Annotated in this window: 23 protein-coding genes and 1 tRNA gene; 5 read left to right on the plus strand and 19 right to left on the minus strand. The window is 70.6% G+C overall.

Annotated features, from left to right (window positions below; all coding sequences use genetic code 11):
* Positions 1–10 precede the first annotated feature (10 nt).
* Positions 11–1,387: an aminopeptidase P family protein gene (locus Q1V88_RS04415; protein WP_300678418.1), complete on the plus strand. Its 1,377-nt coding sequence runs from the start codon at positions 11–13 to the stop codon at positions 1,385–1,387.
* Between the two features lie 99 nt (positions 1,388–1,486).
* On the opposite strand, the gene Q1V88_RS04420 is transcribed toward Q1V88_RS04415, so the two are convergent.
* Entirely contained in the window at positions 1,487–2,338 is an 852-nt protein-coding gene (locus Q1V88_RS04420; protein ID WP_300678419.1) for an SDR family oxidoreductase, read from the minus strand.
* 95 nt (positions 2,339–2,433) lie between these two features.
* On the opposite strand from Q1V88_RS04420, the gene Q1V88_RS04425 reads away from it, so the two are divergent.
* On the plus strand, positions 2,434–2,811 hold the full coding sequence (locus Q1V88_RS04425; protein ID WP_300678421.1) for a helix-turn-helix domain-containing protein: 378 nt from the start codon (positions 2,434–2,436) through the stop codon (positions 2,809–2,811).
* A gap of 10 nt (positions 2,812–2,821) precedes the next feature.
* Here the strand turns inward: Q1V88_RS04425 and Q1V88_RS04430 are convergent.
* A tRNA-Arg gene (locus Q1V88_RS04430) sits at positions 2,822–2,897 on the minus strand.
* A 273-nt stretch (positions 2,898–3,170) separates the two neighbouring features.
* Here Q1V88_RS04430 and Q1V88_RS04435 point away from each other — a divergent pair.
* Positions 3,171–3,920, plus strand: a complete 750-nt coding sequence (locus Q1V88_RS04435; RefSeq protein ID WP_300678424.1) for a CAP domain-containing protein — start codon at positions 3,171–3,173, stop codon at positions 3,918–3,920.
* 1 nt (position 3,921) lies between these two features.
* Here the strand turns inward: Q1V88_RS04435 and smpB are convergent, their stop codons facing one another.
* The 4 genes from smpB to ftsE form a co-directional block, all read right to left on the minus strand.
* Positions 3,922–4,401: an SsrA-binding protein SmpB gene (gene smpB / locus Q1V88_RS04440; protein ID WP_300678427.1), complete on the minus strand. Its 480-nt coding sequence runs from the start codon at positions 4,399–4,401 to the stop codon at positions 3,922–3,924.
* 37 nt (positions 4,402–4,438) lie between these two features.
* The gene (locus tag Q1V88_RS04445; protein ID WP_300678429.1) at positions 4,439–5,764 is read right to left on the minus strand and encodes a M23 family metallopeptidase; all 1,326 of its coding nucleotides are present in this window, start codon (positions 5,762–5,764) and stop codon (positions 4,439–4,441) included.
* Positions 5,765–5,891: 127 nt separating this feature from the next.
* The gene (ftsX, locus tag Q1V88_RS04450) at positions 5,892–6,803 is read right to left on the minus strand and encodes a permease-like cell division protein FtsX (protein WP_300678431.1); all 912 of its coding nucleotides are present in this window, start codon (positions 6,801–6,803) and stop codon (positions 5,892–5,894) included.
* Between the two features lie 22 nt (positions 6,804–6,825).
* Positions 6,826–7,509, minus strand: a complete 684-nt coding sequence (ftsE, locus tag Q1V88_RS04455; protein WP_300678433.1) for a cell division ATP-binding protein FtsE — start codon at positions 7,507–7,509, stop codon at positions 6,826–6,828.
* Positions 7,510–7,583: 74 nt separating this feature from the next.
* Here ftsE and Q1V88_RS04460 point away from each other — a divergent pair, with 74 nt between their 5' ends.
* Entirely contained in the window at positions 7,584–8,198 is a 615-nt protein-coding gene (locus tag Q1V88_RS04460; RefSeq protein ID WP_300678435.1) for a hypothetical protein, read from the plus strand.
* Positions 8,199–8,236: 38 nt separating this feature from the next.
* Here Q1V88_RS04460 and prfB read toward each other — a convergent pair whose 3' ends face one another.
* Genes prfB through Q1V88_RS04500 form a run of 8 tightly spaced genes read right to left on the minus strand, consistent with a single transcriptional unit; the run spans position 8,237 to position 13,111 of the window.
* Positions 8,237–9,385 carry a peptide chain release factor 2 gene (gene prfB / locus Q1V88_RS04465; RefSeq protein WP_366914061.1) on the minus strand — a complete coding sequence of 383 codons (1,149 nt, stop codon included), beginning with the start codon at positions 9,383–9,385 and terminating at the stop codon, positions 8,237–8,239.
* A 4-nt stretch (positions 9,386–9,389) separates the two neighbouring features.
* On the minus strand, positions 9,390–9,827 hold the full coding sequence (locus tag Q1V88_RS04470; protein WP_300678439.1) for a pilus assembly protein TadG-related protein: 438 nt from the start codon (positions 9,825–9,827) through the stop codon (positions 9,390–9,392).
* A complete protein-coding gene (locus Q1V88_RS04475; RefSeq protein WP_300678441.1) occupies positions 9,817–10,290 on the minus strand; it encodes a hypothetical protein in 474 nt (157 codons plus the stop codon). The genes Q1V88_RS04470 and Q1V88_RS04475 overlap by 11 nt, the downstream gene beginning before the upstream one ends.
* The gene (locus tag Q1V88_RS04480) at positions 10,287–10,661 is read right to left on the minus strand and encodes a TadE/TadG family type IV pilus assembly protein (RefSeq protein WP_300678442.1); all 375 of its coding nucleotides are present in this window, start codon (positions 10,659–10,661) and stop codon (positions 10,287–10,289) included. Before Q1V88_RS04480 ends, Q1V88_RS04475 begins: the two co-directional genes overlap by 4 nt.
* Position 10,662: 1 nt before the next feature.
* Positions 10,663–10,875: a hypothetical protein gene (locus Q1V88_RS04485; protein WP_300678445.1), complete on the minus strand. Its 213-nt coding sequence runs from the start codon at positions 10,873–10,875 to the stop codon at positions 10,663–10,665.
* A 28-nt stretch (positions 10,876–10,903) separates the two neighbouring features.
* Positions 10,904–11,833, minus strand: coding sequence for a type II secretion system F family protein (locus Q1V88_RS04490; RefSeq protein WP_300678448.1), 930 nt, complete (start codon positions 11,831–11,833; stop codon positions 10,904–10,906).
* On the minus strand, positions 11,830–12,684 hold the full coding sequence (locus Q1V88_RS04495; RefSeq protein ID WP_300678450.1) for a type II secretion system F family protein: 855 nt from the start codon (positions 12,682–12,684) through the stop codon (positions 11,830–11,832). Before Q1V88_RS04495 ends, Q1V88_RS04490 begins: the two co-directional genes overlap by 4 nt.
* 1 nt (position 12,685) lies before the next feature.
* A complete protein-coding gene (locus Q1V88_RS04500) occupies positions 12,686–13,111 on the minus strand; it encodes an ATPase, T2SS/T4P/T4SS family (RefSeq protein WP_300678844.1) in 426 nt (141 codons plus the stop codon).
* A 23-nt stretch (positions 13,112–13,134) separates the two neighbouring features.
* Between Q1V88_RS04500 and Q1V88_RS04505 the strand changes: the two genes are divergently transcribed.
* Entirely contained in the window at positions 13,135–14,589 is a 1,455-nt protein-coding gene (locus tag Q1V88_RS04505) for a recombinase family protein (protein ID WP_300678452.1), read from the plus strand.
* Between the two features lie 270 nt (positions 14,590–14,859).
* Here the strand turns inward: Q1V88_RS04505 and Q1V88_RS04510 are convergent, their stop codons facing one another.
* From Q1V88_RS04510 to Q1V88_RS04530, 5 genes are all read right to left on the minus strand, one after another.
* Positions 14,860–15,111, minus strand: a complete 252-nt coding sequence (locus Q1V88_RS04510; RefSeq protein WP_300678455.1) for a hypothetical protein — start codon at positions 15,109–15,111, stop codon at positions 14,860–14,862.
* Positions 15,108–16,181, minus strand: a complete 1,074-nt coding sequence (locus tag Q1V88_RS04515; protein WP_300678458.1) for a hypothetical protein — start codon at positions 16,179–16,181, stop codon at positions 15,108–15,110. The genes Q1V88_RS04510 and Q1V88_RS04515 overlap by 4 nt, the downstream gene beginning before the upstream one ends.
* Positions 16,182–16,301: 120 nt before the next feature.
* Positions 16,302–16,865 carry a hypothetical protein gene (locus Q1V88_RS04520; protein WP_300678460.1) on the minus strand — a complete coding sequence of 188 codons (564 nt, stop codon included), beginning with the start codon at positions 16,863–16,865 and terminating at the stop codon, positions 16,302–16,304.
* On the minus strand, positions 16,862–17,203 hold the full coding sequence (locus Q1V88_RS04525) for an HNH endonuclease signature motif containing protein (protein WP_300678463.1): 342 nt from the start codon (positions 17,201–17,203) through the stop codon (positions 16,862–16,864). The genes Q1V88_RS04520 and Q1V88_RS04525 overlap by 4 nt, the downstream gene beginning before the upstream one ends.
* Positions 17,203–17,526 carry a hypothetical protein gene (locus tag Q1V88_RS04530; protein ID WP_300678466.1) on the minus strand — a complete coding sequence of 108 codons (324 nt, stop codon included), beginning with the start codon at positions 17,524–17,526 and terminating at the stop codon, positions 17,203–17,205. Before Q1V88_RS04530 ends, Q1V88_RS04525 begins: the two co-directional genes overlap by 1 nt.
* Positions 17,527–17,568: the final 42 nt, after the last annotated feature.

Genomic DNA, 17,568 nt, shown 5'->3' on the forward strand with positions numbered 1-17,568 from the left:
CAGTGGAGTCATGAGCACCGAGCAGACTCCCAGCACGACCCCCGCGACGCAGTCCCACGACGGCAAGGTGCCGGAGGCGTGGTCGAGCTTCATGCGGTCCGGCTGGGGCGATCGCGAGCTCGACGTCGCCGCGCATCCGGTGGCCGCGCTGGCCGCCGCCCGCCGCGAGCGCCTGGCCGCGCAATTCCCCGGCGAGCGCCTGGTGATCGGGTCGGGCACCTACAAGGTGCGCTCGAACGACACCGACTACCGGTTCCGTCCCGAGACGGCGCACACCTACTTCACCGGCAACCAGACCTCGGACGCGACCCTGGTGATCGAGCCCGACGGTGGTGCCGTGCTGTACGCCCGGCCGCGTTCCTCGCGTGAGACCGACGAGTTCTTCCGCGACCGGGTCTACGGCGAGCTGTGGGCGGGCCGTCGCCCCTCGGCCAAGGAGATCAGCGACTCCCTCGGGATCGAGGTCCGCCACGTCGACGACCTCGACGCCGCCCTGCGCGACGCCACCCCCACCCGGGTGCACGGCACCGACGAGGACCTGACCCGGGTGGCCTCGGAGGCCCGTCTGGTCAAGGACGCCTGGGAGATCGGCGAGCTCCAGGAGGCCTGCGACATCACGGCGCTGGGCTTCGAGGACTCCGTCAAGGAGTGGGACAACGTCCGCACCTACGGCGAGCGCTGGATCGAGGGCACGTTCTTCCGTCGGGCCCGCGCGATGGGCAACGACATCGGCTACGACTCGATCGTCGGCGCGGGCTCGCACGCCACCACCCTGCACTGGATCGACAACACCGGCCCGGTCCGCGACGGCCAGCTGGCGCTGCTGGACATGGGCGTGGAGGGCCGCAACCTCTACACCGCCGACATCACCCGCACGCTGCCGGTCAGCGGCACGTTCACGCCGCTGCAGCGCGACCTGTACAGCCTGGTCCTGCGCGCTCAGCAGGCCGGGATCGAGGCGATCAAGCCGGGTGCCGCCTTCCGGGCCTCGCACCACGCCGCGGTCGAGGTGCTGGCCCACGGCCTGGGCGACCTCGGCCTGCTCCCGGTCTCCGTCGAGGAGGCTCTGGACGAGAACTCGAAGGTGTACTCGCGCTGGACGCTGCACTCGGTGAGCCACATGCTCGGCATGGACGTGCACGACTGCGCCTCCTCGGCGCCCGACGCCTACCTGGAGGGCACCCTGGCCGAGGGCATGGTCCTCACCGTCGAGCCGGGCCTCTACTTCCAGATCGACGACCTGCTGGTGCCCGAGGAGCTGCGTGGCATCGGCATCCGGATCGAGGACGACCTGCTGGTGACCGCCGACGGCAGCCGGAACCTGTCGGCGGCGCTGCCGCGCGAGGTCGAGGCGATCGAGGAGTGGATGGGTCGCCTCATCCCCTGATTTCTGCCCTGATCGCTGCTCCCGTACGACGATGGCGGGACCGCCCCGAGGGGTGGTCCCGCCATCGTCGTACTGCCGGGGGCGACTGGCCGAGGTGACTCAGGCGGTGGCGGCCCGGACCACGTCGGCCAGCGGGGTGCTGGGCCGGCCGATCAGGGTGCTGAGGTCGCCGGAGTCGACGTACAGGTCGCCGCGGGCCAGGCCGAGGTCGGAGTCGGCCAGGATCTCGGCGAACGGCGCGGGGACGCCGGCACCGGTGAGCGCCTCGATGTACTCGGCGGCGGGCAGGTCGGTGTAGACCACCGGCGTGCCGGTGACCTCGGTGACGGTGGCGGCGTACTCGGGCAGCGTGAACGGCGTGCCACCCAGCTCGTAGGACTCGCGCGGGGCGGGGTCGAGGAGGACCGCGGCGGCAGCCTCGGCGTAGTCGGCGCGGGTGGCGGCCGAGACCTTGCCGGTGCCGGCACTGCCCAGCACGGCACCGTGCTGGAGCTGGACGCCGAGCTGGTCGGTGTAGTTCTCGATGTACCAGCCGTTGCGCAGGAAGGCGTGCGGCAGGCCGGACTCCTCGATCGCGAGCTCGGTCTGGAGGTGCTCGGCGGCCAGCGCCATCGACCCCTCGGTGACGTTGGCGATCGAGGTGTAGGCCAGCAGCGCGACGCCGGCGTCCTGGGCCGCGGTGATGACGTTGAGGTGCTGGGGCAGACGCTGGCCGACCTCACTGCTGGAGACCAGCAGGACGCGGTCCACGCCGGCGAAGGCGGTGGTCAGGGCGGCGACGTCGGTGTAGTCGGCGACGCGGGTCTGGACGCCGAGGGGCGCAAGGGCGGCGAGGCGCTCCTCGCTGCGGCCGACGGCGACGAGGTCGGAGGCGGCGACGCCGCGAGCCAGGAGTGCGTCGATGACGAGGCGGCCGAGGTGGCCGGTGGCACCGGTGACGGCGATGGTCATGGAAGTGGTCCTTTCGAGGGTGACATCAGGTCTAACCCATCCTGAAGAGAGTCACTTCCCAGATGACAGTACGCACTTTCAAGTAAGGTGGCGCGATGAGCACCGCCCCCGACCTGATCGAGCTGCAGACCCGCTTCCCCGGAGGCGTCTTCCCCGCCGACTGCCCGAGCCGGGCGCTGCTCGACCACGTGATGAGCAAGTGGGGCGTGCTGGTGCTGGTCTCGCTGGCCGAGCGACCGCACCGCTGGAGCGAGCTGCGCCGACGGGCCGAGGGGGTCAGCGAGAAGATGCTGGCCCAGACCCTGAAGATCCTGGAGGCCGACGGCTTCGTCCACCGCGAGCAGCAGCCGGTGATGCCACCCCGGGTCGACTACAGCCTGACCCGGGCGGGCGAGGAACTGGCGCTGATGCTGCGCCCGCTGCTCGTCTGGCTCGCCGATCACGCCGAGCAGACCGCCCGCGACGACGCCTGACGAGCAGGACTGGCGCCCCCGGAAGGATTCGAACCTTCGACCGGCGGATTAGAAGGCCGCTGCTCTATCCCCTGAGCTACGGAGGCTGGGACGGGCCAATCCTGGCATCTCCGATCAGTGTCGCGCGCCCCGGCCCCCACGTCCACGGTCCCATGCCGTCCGGGAGCACCGAGACGCCCCGGATCGACACAGGACCGACCCAGGACCGACTCAGGACCGTGGGCCGCCGCCGGCCCTCGACAGCAGGGGTCCCAAACCGGCACCCTGGGCGGCTAGGAGAAACTTTTACCTCAATCTGGGTATCCGCCGTGGGGTCCGTCGTGGCGGGTGTCCGCCGTTCGTCTCCACTCGGGAGTCTCATGTCGAAGCGCATCGCCGCCCTCAGCACGCTGCTGGCCGTCCTGATCGGGTCCGTCGGCCTGGTGACCCCGGCCTCGGCGGCGCCGCCGACCGTCACGATCAGTGCCGCCGCCACCGCGACGACAGGGACCAACGTCGCCGTCCGCGGCACCGTGAGCAAGCGCGCCAGCGGCCTCAAGGTGCGCCTGCAGACCCGGTCTGGGGGCCGCTGGAAGACGTTGGCCACCCATCGCCAGGGCAAGCGGAAGGCCTACGCGTTCACCGTCTCGGTGCGGGCCGGCGCGCACGCCTACCGGGTGCTCACCACCGCCACGAAGAAGCTCCGCGCGGCCCGCTCCCGGGTGGTCACGCTCACCGGGGTCACTCCCCCGGTCGCCGCCGGCTCCGAGGTGGACCGCGCCCGCCAGCAGATCCTGGCCGACACCAACGCCTACCGGGCTGCGGCCGGGCTCGCGCCCCTCGTGCTCAAGGCCGACCTCACCACGGTCGCCCAGAACTGGGCGACGTGGATGGCCACGAACCGCTCGATGGTGCACAACTCCCAGCTCGGCTCGCAGGTCCCGGGCGCCTGGCGCCGGATCGGCGAGAACATCGGGATGGGCTACTCCGTCGACCGGATCACGGCCGCCTGGTACGCCAGCCCCGGACACAAGGCCAACCTGCTCGGTGACTTCACCAGCATCGGGATCGGCTTCGCCCGGGACGCGAAGGGGCAGCCCTGGTACGTCCAGGACTTCGCGAAGTACTGACTCAGTCCCGCATGCCCTTGAGGTAGCGGCCCACGGCCTGCTCCTTCTCGCGGTTCGCGGTGCGCTCGGCGATCGCCTGGCGCTTGTCCCACGACTTCTTGCCCTTGGCCACGGCGATCTCGACCTTCGCGCGGCCGTCCTTGAAGTAGAGGCTCAACGGCACGACCGTCATGCCCTTCTCGTCGACCTTGCGCTCGATCTTGGCGATCTCCATCTTGTGCAGCAGCAGCTTCCGCTTGCGCCGCGCACTGTGGTTGGTCCAGGTGCCCTGGGAGTACTCCGGGATGTGCACGGCCAGCAGCCACGCCTCGCCGCCGTCGAAGTCCACGAAGCCGTCGACGAGGGACGCGCGTCCCTGACGCAGCGACTTGACCTCCGTGCCGGTGAGGACCAGGCCGGCTTCGTAGGTGTCCTCGATGATGTACTCGTGGCGCGCCTTCTTGTTCTGGGCGATGAGCTTCTGCCCCTGTTCGCGTACCATGCCCCCATCATCCCAAATGAGGTCAACCGAGTTCCACTCACATCACCGTCTGCGGGTCGATCGCGGTCCCGTCCTTGAGGATGGTGAAGTGCAGGTGGCAGGCCGTCGACCAGCCCGTGGTGCCGGCCAGTGCCAGGGTCTGACCCTGCGCGACCACGGCCCCGACCCCGACCTTGTAGGCCGAGATGTGGTTGTAGATCGCGGTGTAGTTGTGACCGTTGAACTTGCCCAGGTCGAGGAAGAGCCGGTTGCCCCACACGCTGGAGAAGTACTCGTCGGTCACCTTGCCGTCACCCACGGCGACCTCGGGGGTGCCGCACGGGGCGTGCAGGTCGTCGCCGTCGTGCAGGCCCCAGTAGCCGTAGATCGGGTGCTTGCGCCAGCCGTACGGCGAGGTGATGTACGAGTTCGCCACCGGCTGGATGAAGAGCCCCGAGACACTGCCGACACTGTGGTTGGTGGCGTTCTTGGAGGCAGCGAGGATCTGCAGCCGGATCCGCTGGTCCTCCTTCTTCAGCGCCTTGAGCACCGACACGTCGTGGGCCTTCTGCTTGGCCGCAGTGGCGGCAGCGTTCTGCGCTGCCTTCTGCGCACCGGCGGCCTGGCTCACCCACGAGGCCACCTGGGCCTGAGCCTGGGAGGCCTGCGTCTCCAGCCCCTGCACCACGGTGAGGTGGTCGGCGGCCTCCTGGCGCTGGACCGCCACCTTGGCGGTGGCGTCCTTGACCTGGCGCTTGCGGACGGTCAGCAGCACCTCGGCGGCCCGCAGCTCGGCGTACGCCTGGGTCTGGCCGTCCACCACGGTGGAGCTGAACTCCTGCTGCCGGGCCAGGTCCTCCGGACCGTTGGTGTTGAGCAGCGCCGAGAGTGCCAGCACCCGCGGGTCACCGCCCTGGGCGAAGCTGATCAGGGTCGACTCGGCCTTCTCCCGCTGGACGGCGGCAGCGGCGGTGCCGGTCTTGAGGTCGGTGTTGGCCTGGGCCAGTCGCGCCTGGGCGGCGGCCAGGGCCGCCTGCATCCGAGCGTCCTCGGCACGAGCCGTGGCCAGCGCCGCCTCGGCCTTGGCCAGGCTCGCCTTCGCGGCGGCCAGCTTGGTCTGCGCCGCCGACAGCGTCGCGTTCGCCTTGGCCAGGCTGGTGTTGGCCGCAGCCAGCTCGGTGCTGGACTCGTCCAGGTCGGCGCCGGCGCTCTTGAGCTGCTGCTTGACGTCGTTCTGCTTCTTCTTCAGCTTGTCGCCGTCGGAGGCCGAGGCCCAGGGGACGATCGCCGGATCGACGAGGGGAACAGCCAGAGCACCGATCGTGAGGGTGGCCAGGGAGGCCGCCGCAAGTCGCCGGCTCCGGGCGCGGGGGAAGGTACGCACCGTGTCGCCTTTGTTTGGGGAAGAGGTCGAAAAACGTGTCTGTCGACGGTAAGACGCAAAGATCGGCGACCGGCGCATTTCCTGCGCCGTGTCGCCGATCCACAGCAGACTCCGAGGTGCCGACGCCTCAGACGCGGAGGTACTTCCGGGTGAGGAAGAGGGTCGGCAGCAGCGTGAGCAGCGGCCCCAGGATCGCCACCACGGCCAGTGCGATGCCGAACTCGTGCCAGCCCACCCAGAGGATGAAGTCGAGCTTCGGCGCCAGGGTCTGGCGCACCGCGAACTCCATGAAGGCCCACATCGCCCCCGCGGTCAATGCCACCCCGATCACCGCGGTGACCAGCGCCTCCAGGAGGAACGGCAGTGCGATGTAGAGCGTGGAGGCACCCACCAGCCGCATGATCGCGATCTCCCGCCGGCGGGCGTAGGCCGCGAGCCGGATCGTGTTCGCGACCAGCAGGAGTGCGGCGATCACCAGGAACGCGGCGATCGCCAGGGCGGCGTACTTCATCGCATCGATCGTGTTGAGGATCGGTCCGACCACGCCACGCAGGTCCTGGACGTGGGAGACCCCGTCGAGTCCGACGACGGCCTCCTTGACCAGGTCGGCCTGGTGCGGGTCCTTGAGCGTGACCCAGTAGGACTCGGCCATCATGTCGACGGTCGCGACCGCGTTCGGGCCGGTGAAGCGGTCGGCTCCGTAGAGCTCCTTGATCTTCTTGAACGCGGTGTCCTTGGACTCCAGGTAGTAGGAACTGACGTTGGAGTTGTCGGTCAGCACCTTCTCGATCGCCGACTTCTGCGCGTCGGTGGCTGGCGAGGTGCAGGCCGGGTTGCTGTCCTTGTCCCGGCACAGGTAGACGGTCACCTGGAGCGCGTTGCCCCACTGGTCCGAGGCCTTGGTGGCCTGCTGGTTTAGCATCGCACCGAAGCCCACCAGGGTGAGCGAGACGAACAGGGTGAGCACGACGGCGATGTGCATCGACAGGTTGCGACGCAGGCCCTGGCCGAGCTCGGTGAAGACGTAACGAAGCTGCATGAGATCCCTTTTCCGGTCCGGCTCAGACGCCGTAGCTGCCCTGGCTCTGGTCGCGCACGACGCGACCATCGGCCAGCTCGACGACGCGCTTGCGCATCTGGTCGACGATGCCGGCGTCGTGCGTCGCCATCAGCACGGTGGTGCCGGTGCGGTTGATCCGGTCCAGGAGCTTCATGATCCCGACCGAGGTGGCCGGGTCCAGGTTTCCGGTCGGCTCGTCGGCGATCAGGATCATCGGCTTGTTGACGAACGCCCGCGCCACGGCGACGCGCTGCTGCTCGCCACCGGAGAGCTCGTCGGGCAGCCGGTCGCCCTTGCCGTCGAGGCCGACCAGCTCCAGGGTCTCGGGGACGCGGCGGGCGATCTCGGCGCGGCTGTGCCCGGTGACCTGCATCGCGAAGGCGACGTTCTCGGTCACGGTCTTGTTCTGCAGCAGCCGGAAGTCCTGAAAGACGGTGCCGATCTGGCGGCGCAGGCCCGGCACCTTCCACCCGGCGAGCCGGTTGATCTCCTTGCCGGCGACGTAGACCCGTCCCTCGGTGGGCCGGGCCTCGCGCAGGATCAGCCGCAGCGCGGTCGACTTGCCCGATCCGGACTGGCCGACGAGGAAGACGAACTCGCCCTTCTCGACGTCGACGGAGACCGAATCCAGCGCCGGGCGACCGGTCCCTGGATAGGTCTTGGTGACCTTCTCGAAGCGAATCACCCGATCGAGGATAGGCGCTGGGTGGTGGTATCCCGGGATCCGCGCCGTGAGGGTCGGGCCAATAGGCTCGGGGTGTGACCTGGTTGTTCAGGCGATGGCGCCCCCTCGCGGTGGCGGTCATCACATCGGCGGTCGCGGTCGGTGTCGGCGTGTCGCTGTCGGACCCCGCGGCCCCTGTCGCGACCCCGTTGGCGCACAGCCTCAGCACCCTCGACACCACCACGATGACGCTGGCGCGGGCACCGATGTGCGGCGCGGTCGACGCTGCCGACGTGACCGCCGCCCTCGGGGCCGGCGCCGCTACGTCGACGACCTGGAAAAACGGCGACACCGCACCGCTGGGCTCGGTCTCCGACGTCGCCCACGAGTACGGCTGCTCGTGGACCGCCGGTGCCCGCTCGGCGTCGGCCTGGGTCTTCGCTCCCCCGGTCACCGTCGCCGAGGCCGGTGACCTGGTCGCCGCCGCGAAGGCGGTCAAGGGCTGTACGCCGATCCCGGGCGCCCCCGCGTTCGGCTCGCCCTCGATCGCGCTGAGCTGCGGCGACACGGTGAGCTACCGGGGCCTGTACGGCGACGCCTGGCTGGTCTGCACGCTGACCGGTCCGAGCGCGACGACGACCCCGCTGGCACTGCGCTGGTGCGCCAGCGTGGCGTTGGCGGCCCAGAGGGCGCCGACGGCCCAGCCCTGACCGGCTCACACTGAGCCGGGACGGTCGGCTGCGTTGGGTCAGTCGTCCTTGTCGGCGCCGCGACGCCAGCGGATGCCGGCCTCGATGAAGGCGTCGATGTCACCGTCGAGCACGGCGGCCGGGTTGCCGGACTCGTGCGAGGTGCGCAGGTCCTTGACCAGCTGGTACGGGTTGAGCACGTAGTTGCGCATCTGGTCACCCCAGGAGGCGGCCACGTCGCCCTTGAGGTCCTTCTTCAGCGCTGCCTCTTCGGCCTTCTTCTTCGCCAGCAGCTTGGCCTTGAGCACGACCATCGCGGAGGCCTTGTTCTGCAGCTGGGACTTCTCGTTCTGGCAGCTGACCACGATCCCGGTGGGAAGGTGGGTCAGGCGGACGGCGGAGTCGGTGGTGTTGACCGACTGACCACCGGGGCCACCGGAGCGGAAGACGTCGACGCGCAGGTCGTTCTCGTCGACCTCGATGTCGTCGGTCTGCTCCAGGACGGGCACGACCTCGACCGCGGCGAAGGAGGTCTGGCGACGGCCCTGGTTGTCGAACGGGCTGATCCGGACCAGCCGGTGGGTGCCGGCCTCGACCGAGAGCGTGCCGTAGGCGTACGGCGCGTGCACGGCGAACTCGGCGGACTTGATCCCCGCCTCCTCGGCGTAGGAGACGTCGTAGACCTCGACCGGGTACTTGTGCTGCTCGGCCCAGCGCGTGTACATCCGCATCAGCTGCTCGGCGAAGTCGGCGGCATCGACGCCACCGGCACCGGAACGGATCGAGATGATCGCCTCACGGGCGTCGTACTCGCCGTTGAGCAGGGTGCGGACCTCCATGCCCTCGACCGACTTCTTCACCCGCTCGAGCTCGGCGGCCGCCTCCTCCAGGGTGTCGGCGTCGCCCTCCTCGCCGGCCAACTCGAAGAGGACCTCGAGGTCCTCGATCCGGCTGGTCAGGCTGGTGAAGCGCTCCATCTCCCCCTGCAGGGTGGAGAGTCGGCCGGTGACCTTCTGGGCGTTGGCCTGGTCGTCCCACAGGTCCGGCGCGGCGACCTGGTCCTCGAGGCTGGCGATCTCGCGCTGCATCGCCTCGATGTCGAGCACCTGCTCGATGGTGTGCATGGTCGCGGCGAGCTGCTTGAGCTCCGCGTCGAAGTCGATAGCCACAACACCTGAGGCTACCGGCCCGCGGGGCCGGCCCCGAATCGGTTCAGTCTCCGAGCCCGTCGACCTGGGTGAGGGCCGCGCCGTGACCGCTGACCACCGGCGACCTCGGCCCGCCCGGCAGCCGCAACGGCAGGTCCAGTCGTGCCCGTACGTCGACCCGGACCCGGTTGCCCTCGATCCGCACTCCGACGGTGAGGTCGGGGTACCGCTCCCGGGCGCCCGACGTGACGACGTACTCGTGGACGGCGCGGCGGGCCACCGCCGGGTCGAGTCGCAGGGTGGACCCGAGCCCGTCGGTGTAGACCTCGCGTCCCTCGGCGGCCGCGTCGGCGGCGTAGAGCGCGGCACCGTCGGCGACGTTGTCGAGGGACTGGCGTTGCAGCCAGGCGGCAGTCGCGTCGATCACGACCACCGCGGCGAGCAGCAGGATCACGGTGAAGCCGATGATCAGGGGGATCGTCGATCCGCGCTCACGACGCATCGTCGGACTCCTGGTAGCGCCCGATCGGCACCACGTGGCGGGCCTCGAGGGCGAAGGTCGGGTGCCCGAGGCCGAACGAGGCCGGCAGCCAGGGCAGTCCGACGGCGGTGTGGAGCCGGACGGTGACCACCGACGAGGCGTCGTGGCAGGAGTGTGGGCGGGGTGTGCAGGTCACCGTGAGCGAGACCGGCGGGGCCTGCCCGCCGCTGTCGGCCAGGGCTACCCGGACCGCGGCGTGGGCGGCGGCCAGTCCGGCGGCGTCGGTCTCGGCCAGGGCGTAGGCCCGGCCAGCGGAACGGGCGGCGCTGGTCAGGGCGAAGGAGGCCCGCTGCACGTCGAAGACCGCCAGCACCAGCCACACCACCGGCACCATCAGCATGATCGCGAGCCAGCTGAACTCCACCAGGGCACTCCCCCGCTGGCTCCGGCGGCGCAGGCGCCGGTGCCGCCGAACGATCCTCACGGCCGCTCCCGGATCGCGTGGCCCCGCACCGTGAGCGCGATGCCGGGCCCGCCAATCCCGAGGGCGGGGACCGTGGCGTGCACGCTCACCTCGACGGCCGGGACCCCATCCATCAGCACCGTGGTGGCACGGACGTCGTCGGCGTACCGGGCGGCGACCACACCGCGCAGCTCCTGACGGGTGCGTCGCACGCCGCCGGGCAGATCGCCGTCGCTGGCGGCGGCGACGCGCGCGCCCTCGGCCGCGGCGCTGGCCAGGGTGTTGCGCACGAAGAGGACCAGCGACACCTGCAGGATGCCGAGGAAGAGCGGCACCAGGATCAGCAGGATCAGGACGAAGTCGACCACCGCGGCTCCGCGCTGGCGTCGCACCTCACGAGACCTTGTTGAGCGCGCTGGTCAGCAGCGCGCGGAGCTGGTCGTCGGCGATCGAGTACAGCGCGGCGACCAGGCCCGCGGTCATGACCGTGACCAGCACCCAGCCGGGCACGTCGCCGCGCTGCCCGCGACGCGCCGGAGGGACGGTGAGGAGGGTGACGAGGGCGGAGAGTCGGAGCAGGGTGCTGCGACGGACGATGTGATGCATGGTGTGACCTTCCCGAGAGTGAGGTGGATCAGGAGACGACCAGGTGGAGGCCGATCAGGCCCGGGTAGAAGGCGAAGACGACGGTGGTCGGCAGGATCAGGAAGACGACGGGCACCATCATCAGGACCTCCTTGCGGGCGGCGACCTCGATCAGCTCACGCCGACCCGCCTCACGGACGTCGGCCGCCTGCGCATGGAGTACGTCGGCCAACGGGGTGCCCCGCTCGATCGCGACCGCGATCCCGGCGGCGAACCGGGCGACCACCGCCAGACCGGTGCGAGACGCGAGGGCGTCGAACGCCTGAGCGACGGGCGTCCCGGTGCGGACCTCGGCCAGCACCCGGGCCAGGTCGCGGGAGAGCTCACCACCGCTGCGGGCGACCACCCGTTCGAGTGCCACCACCGGGCTCTCCCCCGCCCCGACCGCCAGGGCCAACAGCTCGGCGACGGTCGGGAACTCGACCAGGATCTGTCGCTCCCGGGCCTTGACCTGAGCACTCAGCCGGTTGTCGCGGGCGAGCACGCCGACCAGGAGCGCCGCGCCGCAGAAGACCAGGGCTGCCACCGCCGAGCCGCTGCCCGTCCCGGCACGGAGAAGCCCCCAGACCGCGGCGACCGCGAACGCGCCAAGCCCCCACAGCACCTGCTCGATCCGGAACTCCTGGACGCTGCGCTCCAGGCCGGCGCGTTCCAGACGCCGCCGTACCGAGGCGGTGCCGCCCAGGCCGCGTTCGACGACGCCGGCAGCCGAGGCCAGCAGCAGGCCGACCAGGCCGCCCAGCCCCTGCGGGCCGGCCTCGACCTGACGCCCCGGCACCGTCGCCAGGGCGGGCAGGTCCCGCAGCCAGGGCAGCACGCGGTCGGCGTACGGCGGACGACGGATCGCCCGCACCCGTACGCCGATCACCAGCAGGCCCACCCCGGCGCACCCGCCCAGCACCGCACCCGCGAGGCTCATGACAGCACCCGACGCTCGACCGGGAGCCGGCCGATCCGCATCATCGCCCGGTAGGCGGCCACGCACAGCACCCCACCGACGGCGAGGACGAGTGCGCCGCCCGGGGTGGCGTAGCGCGCGATCACCTCGGGTTGGAAGGACATCAGCAGCAGCACCAGCCACGGTGCTGCGACGGCGAGCCGGGCGCCGTTGACGGTCCAGGCCTGGCGCGCCTCCAGCTCGGAGCGGGTGCGGGCCTCCTCGCGCAGGAAGCCCGACAGGTTGCGCAGGATCGGCCCGAGCTCGCCGCCGCCGACCTCCCGGGCGATCCGGAGCCCTTCGACGACCCTGTCCCCGACCGGGTCGGACAGCCGCGCCTTGAGTCGGTCCAGGGCCGCCCCGAAACGGCCCGAGACCTGGTAGTCGAGGGCGAAGGCGGCGAACGCGTCGCGCAGCACCTCGGGGCCACGCTCGGCCAGCGCCCCCAGTGCCTCGGGCAGCGACATCCCGGCCCGCACCGCCGAGGCGAGGTTGTCGACCGCCTCGGGCCAGACCTGGGCCAGCTCGGCCTGGCGCCGGCGCCCCCGGCCCCGGACCACCGCGACCGGGAGATAGCCCGCCATCGCCCCGAACGCGACCGCGACGGGTGGCGCCGAGGAGAGCACCTGCACTGCCAGGGCGACCACCAGCGCGGCCGCCGCGCACAGCCCGACGAAGCTGGTCGACGAGACGCCGCTCAGCCCGGCCTGGGTCAGCAGCCCCTGCCCCGGCCCCGGCCCCGAGCGGGGTCGGCGCGGCGCTCGCGGCAGCGCGAAGGCCGACCAGCACAGCACCAGTCCGATGCCCACCCCGAGACCGACCAGAGCACCCATCTCAGATCGCCTCCGCCAGCACGCGCCCGATGTCGATCCCGAGCCGCTCGAACCGCTCCGGTCGCGGAGCCAGCCCGGCGCCGCGCGTCAGGACGCCGTCGCGACGCTCGAACAGGGTCGAGGTCTCGATCACGTCACCCTCGACGCGGCCCGACACCCCGATGATCTCGGTGACCCGCCGGACGCCGCGCTGGTCCAGGTCCAGGTGGATCACCAGGTCGATCGCCGAGGCGACGGTCGGCACGACGAAGCGCGAGGAGATGTTCTCCCCGGCGAGCAGCGGCAGCGCGGCGAGCTTGCTCAGCGCCTCGCGTGCGGAGTTGGCGTGCACGGTGCCCATCCCGGGGACACCGGAGTTGAGGGCCAGCAGCAGGTCGAGTGCCTCGGCGGCACGGACCTCGCCGATCAGGATCCGGCTGGGCCGCATCTGCACACAGATATACTTTTCGCATGAAGAATGCCGCTGGGAGCGCCTCGCTCTACATCCGTCTGTCTCGTCAGGCCAAGGGGTCGAACCTCAGCCTCGAGGGCATGATCGACGACTGTCACAAGCTCGCCGCGAGCCTGGGGCTGGACGTGTACGCCGTCCACGTCGACAACGGCACCAGCGGCGCCATCCGAAACCGGCCCGAGTTCCTGGCCTGGCTGGCCGACGCACGGAAGGGCCACGTCTGGACCCTCATCGCGAGCCACAGCGACCGGCTCACGCGAGAGGGTGTAAACGCCGCCGCCATGGTGCTCGACGTCGTCGAGGGCAAGGACTCCACGACCGGCGCTGTCGTCCGCTCCCCCGCCCGGCTGGTCACCGTGGACGGCCTCGACTCCGAGCGCGACGCCGAGGCTTTCCGCTGGCGCTTCGTCATCGCCGCCGAGGTCGCCCGAGCAGAGCGCGAGCGGATCAAGCAGCGGAACATCGACACCAAGCAGCGCCTCGCCAACTCCAAGCGCTTCCCGGGTGGCGCCATCCCGTTCGGCTGCCGGGTCGTTGAGCGCCCCGACCCGATGGACGGCGGCAAGGTCGGCAAGTACCTCGAGCGCGACGACGCCGAGGCGGTCGTCCTCGAGGAGGCGGCTGCCCGAGTGCTCCGGGGAGACTCGCTCCGGCAGACGGTCTTCTGGCTGAATCGCGAGGGCCACAAGACGCGGCGCGGCTTCGAGTGGCAGCGCACCACGCTGATCAACACCCTCCTGAGCGAGCCGTCGAGGGAGCACATCTTCAACGCCGCGACGTACCGCGCTCTCGGGGAGCGGCTGCAGCCCTCGCGGCACGGGGTGAAGAAGCACAACGGCGGTCGACCGGCTGCCCATCTGCTCGTTAGCGGCCTCGGGCGCTGCGGTGGCTGCGGCGGCAACCTGACAACGGCCGGAGGACGACCCAAGGGCGACGGCACCAACTATCCGACCCGGTACGTCTGCCTCCGACAGGGCCAGAACGGCACATGCCCAGGTGGCGCCACCATCGGAGCCAAGGCCTGTGACGACGAGATCGAGCGCCGGTTCCTCGAGCGGTTCGGCGACGAGCCCTACAGCGAGATCCGAACGGTGCTCATGGGCGGCGAGGAGCTCGAGGCCGCCAAGGAGGCCGACGCCGCTGCCCAAAAGGCTCTGGGTGAGGCACTGACTGCCGAGAACTTCGAGGCCGCGCAGAAGGCCAGGGCGGCACTGGAAGCGGCCCAGGCGACGCCCGTGCAGCGCATGGACACCATTCACCTGACCGGGGAGACGGTCGCCGAGCGATGGGCGACGAGCAACCTCGAGGGACGCCGCCAGATGCTTGCTGAGAACCTCGCGAGGCCCATCGTCGTCGTACGCGGCAAGCCCAAGCAGGGGCCAGGACGCGGCAAGGTCGTCAACCTCGATCGGATCAAGGTGGACTGGTTCGCCGACGAGCCGGAGCCCGCGTAGCCGCCCCGTACCCTAGAGGCGTCCCTCCTGCGTAGCGGACATGCAAGAGCCCCCCCGTGCGAGATCGCTATGTTCGGTCTCGATCGAGGGGCTTCTGCGTTTCCGGGCCGACCAAACCCTGACAATAGGAGCCGGTGCCGGTGCGCCCCTACGCCATATCGAGGGGCACAACACCATTGTGACAGCGAAGGGACGGCGAGAGGCCCCGCCGAGCGAAACTCGATGGGGCCTCTCTTGGTCCGGTCTGGCACGCCAGCCTAGGAGCCGGACCTATCCAGCCGCTCCGGTGGGCTGGACGTCCACGAGCCGGTCGGCCTGGCTCCGGAGGGCCACGGTGAACCAGCGGGCGAAGGCGCGGGTGTTGTAGGGCACCCAGGCCTGAGGCTCGGCCAGGACGTCGATCACGTCCGGGAGGTCGCGGGTGATCGTCTCGCGTACGAACGTGGCGACCTCGACCTCGAGAGCCTGCATCCGGCGCTTGAACTCCTCGTGGGCCACGTCGGCCTCGGCCGCGACGGTCACTGGGGGCCGCCGGTGCTGCGACCGGCCACGTTCTCGCCCGGAGCCGCCTGGTCGGGAGCCGTCGGGGCCGAGTTGAGGAACGGGATGAGGTGCTTGGTCTCGACCGCGAGGCGAGCCTCGAAGTCCGTCGGGCTGACGGCGCGGAGGTAGACCTGCTGGGCGTACGAGCCACCACCAGAGACCTCGGCGCCGCGCTTGAGCTTCGCCAGGGTGTGCGGCGGGATCGAGTCGCCGTAGTCGGCCGTCAGGAACGCACCAGAGGCGAAGTCGTCGTCACCCTCGAGGAATCCGATCGCGTCCCGGATCGACGACGTGGGGACGTCCAGGTCGTGCTCCCGGATCGTCGAGGAGTGCCAGGACTTGTCCCAGCGCCCGGTCTCGATCGCGAGCATGTTGGCGGCGCTCACGGTCGAGCGGAAGGCGGAGTAGGCCTTCTCTGCAGCGCGGAGTGCCTTGAGGGCATCCGCCCGCTGCTTGTCGACGCTCGCGGTCAGACCGTCGAACCACTCGTCCACCGACTCATCGACGGCGGCCTGGAACGCACCGAAGGCGGCGGTGGCCTCGGCAATCGCCAGGACGACAGAGTCCTTGGCGGCCGTGCCGACGGCGTACCGGCGGTTGTCGGGGTGCCTCGCGCTTTCGTGGGCCTCAGTGGCGGCGCCGATCGCGAGACGGGCCTTCTGGGCGAGTTCGGCGACGTGCTTGGGCATCCCGTCGAACTGCGTGACGAAGGACAGGCGCTCGCTCAGATCCTTGATCTGGCCGAACGGCGGGAGGAGCATCGCCTGCTTGCGGCGCTGCTTCACGGCGGGGCTGACCCACTCGCCAGGCACGACGTACTCGGCGGCGCGGTCGCCGTGGGCCTGCTGGCCGTCCTCGAACACGCTCTGGAAGGTGGACTCGGTCGCGGTGTCGAGACGCTGGCGCTCGGTGTCGGAGATCGGCGCCTTGTCGGGGGCCTCGTCGGCCTGCTCCTCGGCGGTCTCCTGGACGGAGGGGGTGTACGTGCGGACGATGCGCTCGTCGCCCTCCTCGATGGCGGTCTGGCCGCCGATCAGGATGTTGGTCACGATGTCCTGCTTTCCGGCCGCTCCACTTGGCGACCTGTTCTGGGCGTCCCGGCGCCTCGTGGCCGGGCTCAATGTGCCTCTCCTTCCGTAAGTCGTTGTCGGACTCGAATGTCCGGTAGGTCAGGCCTTGACGGTCTGCCTCTGGCTGGCGACCCAGGCCTCGTACTGCGCCGTGTCGTCGGTGGCGTGGCCGCGCTTGCAGCCGCAGGACTGGGCCTTGGACTGGACCTCGACCAGGACGACGTTGCCGCACCCACAGCGCCCGAAGATGCGGCGCCGCTTCTTGCCCCGCACGGTGTCCTGACGGATCAGGTCCGGCCCGTCGCAGAGGACCAGGAGGCCGCCCAGCATCGTGCCGTCGAGCGGCTTGCGGACGTACTCGCGAGGTCCGGCGGTCTTCGGGCGCGAGCCCTGGCTCTGGAGCTCGTGCTCGTCCGTCCAGTCGCCCGGGAGGATGAGCCGGTACTCAGGGCTGCCCTTGCACTTCGCCGTGCGGACCAGAGGTGCCATGTCGAGGATGTCCTCGGGGACGACGTGCTCGTGGGTCTTCCCGCAGAAGGAGCAGAGCACCCGGGCAACCCGGACGCGGCCCTCGACGACAAGGCTCTCGATGCGAGCGGGGCGGGTCTTCGGAGCAACGCCCATGAAGCGCTCGCGCTCGGCGGTGTTGGCGGTGATGGTCATGCTTCCTCCTGGGATCGCTTGATGAGTCCGGGGTGCTGCTCGGTGCGGCGGCTCCGGCGGGGGTTGGCCTTCTTGGCGGCGCGGCCCGCGATGGCCTCGCCGCTCGTCTTCTGCTTGTGGTGATGGCGGCAGAGCCACTGCAGGTTCGACAGGTCGTGGTTGTCGCCCGCCTCGATGTGGTCGCAGTCGGTGCCGGGGTGCGGGCAGCGAGCACCGGTGCGAGGTAGCGAGGCCTCGCACCGTCCACCGGCGCGCTGCTTGACGGCCGCCCGGCGCGTCTCCCAGTCACCCGGGAGCCGGGAGCGCCTGTCGCTGTCGGCCCACTTTCCGGAGGCCATCAGGAGAACCGCCGACCGTCGGCGCCGGGCTCGTGGGCTGGGTTGGCGAGGAGTCCCGTGTAGCAGTCCAGCCAGCCGTAGACGACGGGCACGAAGTCCGGCGTCGGCACCCCGTGCTCGCGGAGGAAGGCCGCCAGGATGCGCCGGTCCTCGGCGGTGTCGGTCATCGTGAGCTTCGGGCTCGGCATGCCAGGGGGCAGCACGAGACGGGCGCTGTTGATGATGATCCGGGCGTTGGCGAACTCGTCACCGGTGGGCGGCGCGGGCGGCCTGTCGATGGTCGGGTAGCCGCGCCGGACGATCTCGTAGGGCTGGTCGGTCACGGGTTGGTCCTTCCGTTGAACAGGATGTAGAGCCATGCCCCG

Source organism: Nocardioides sp. (assembly GCF_030150155.1).
In the GTDB taxonomy this organism is placed as follows: domain Bacteria; phylum Actinomycetota; class Actinomycetes; order Propionibacteriales; family Nocardioidaceae; genus Nocardioides.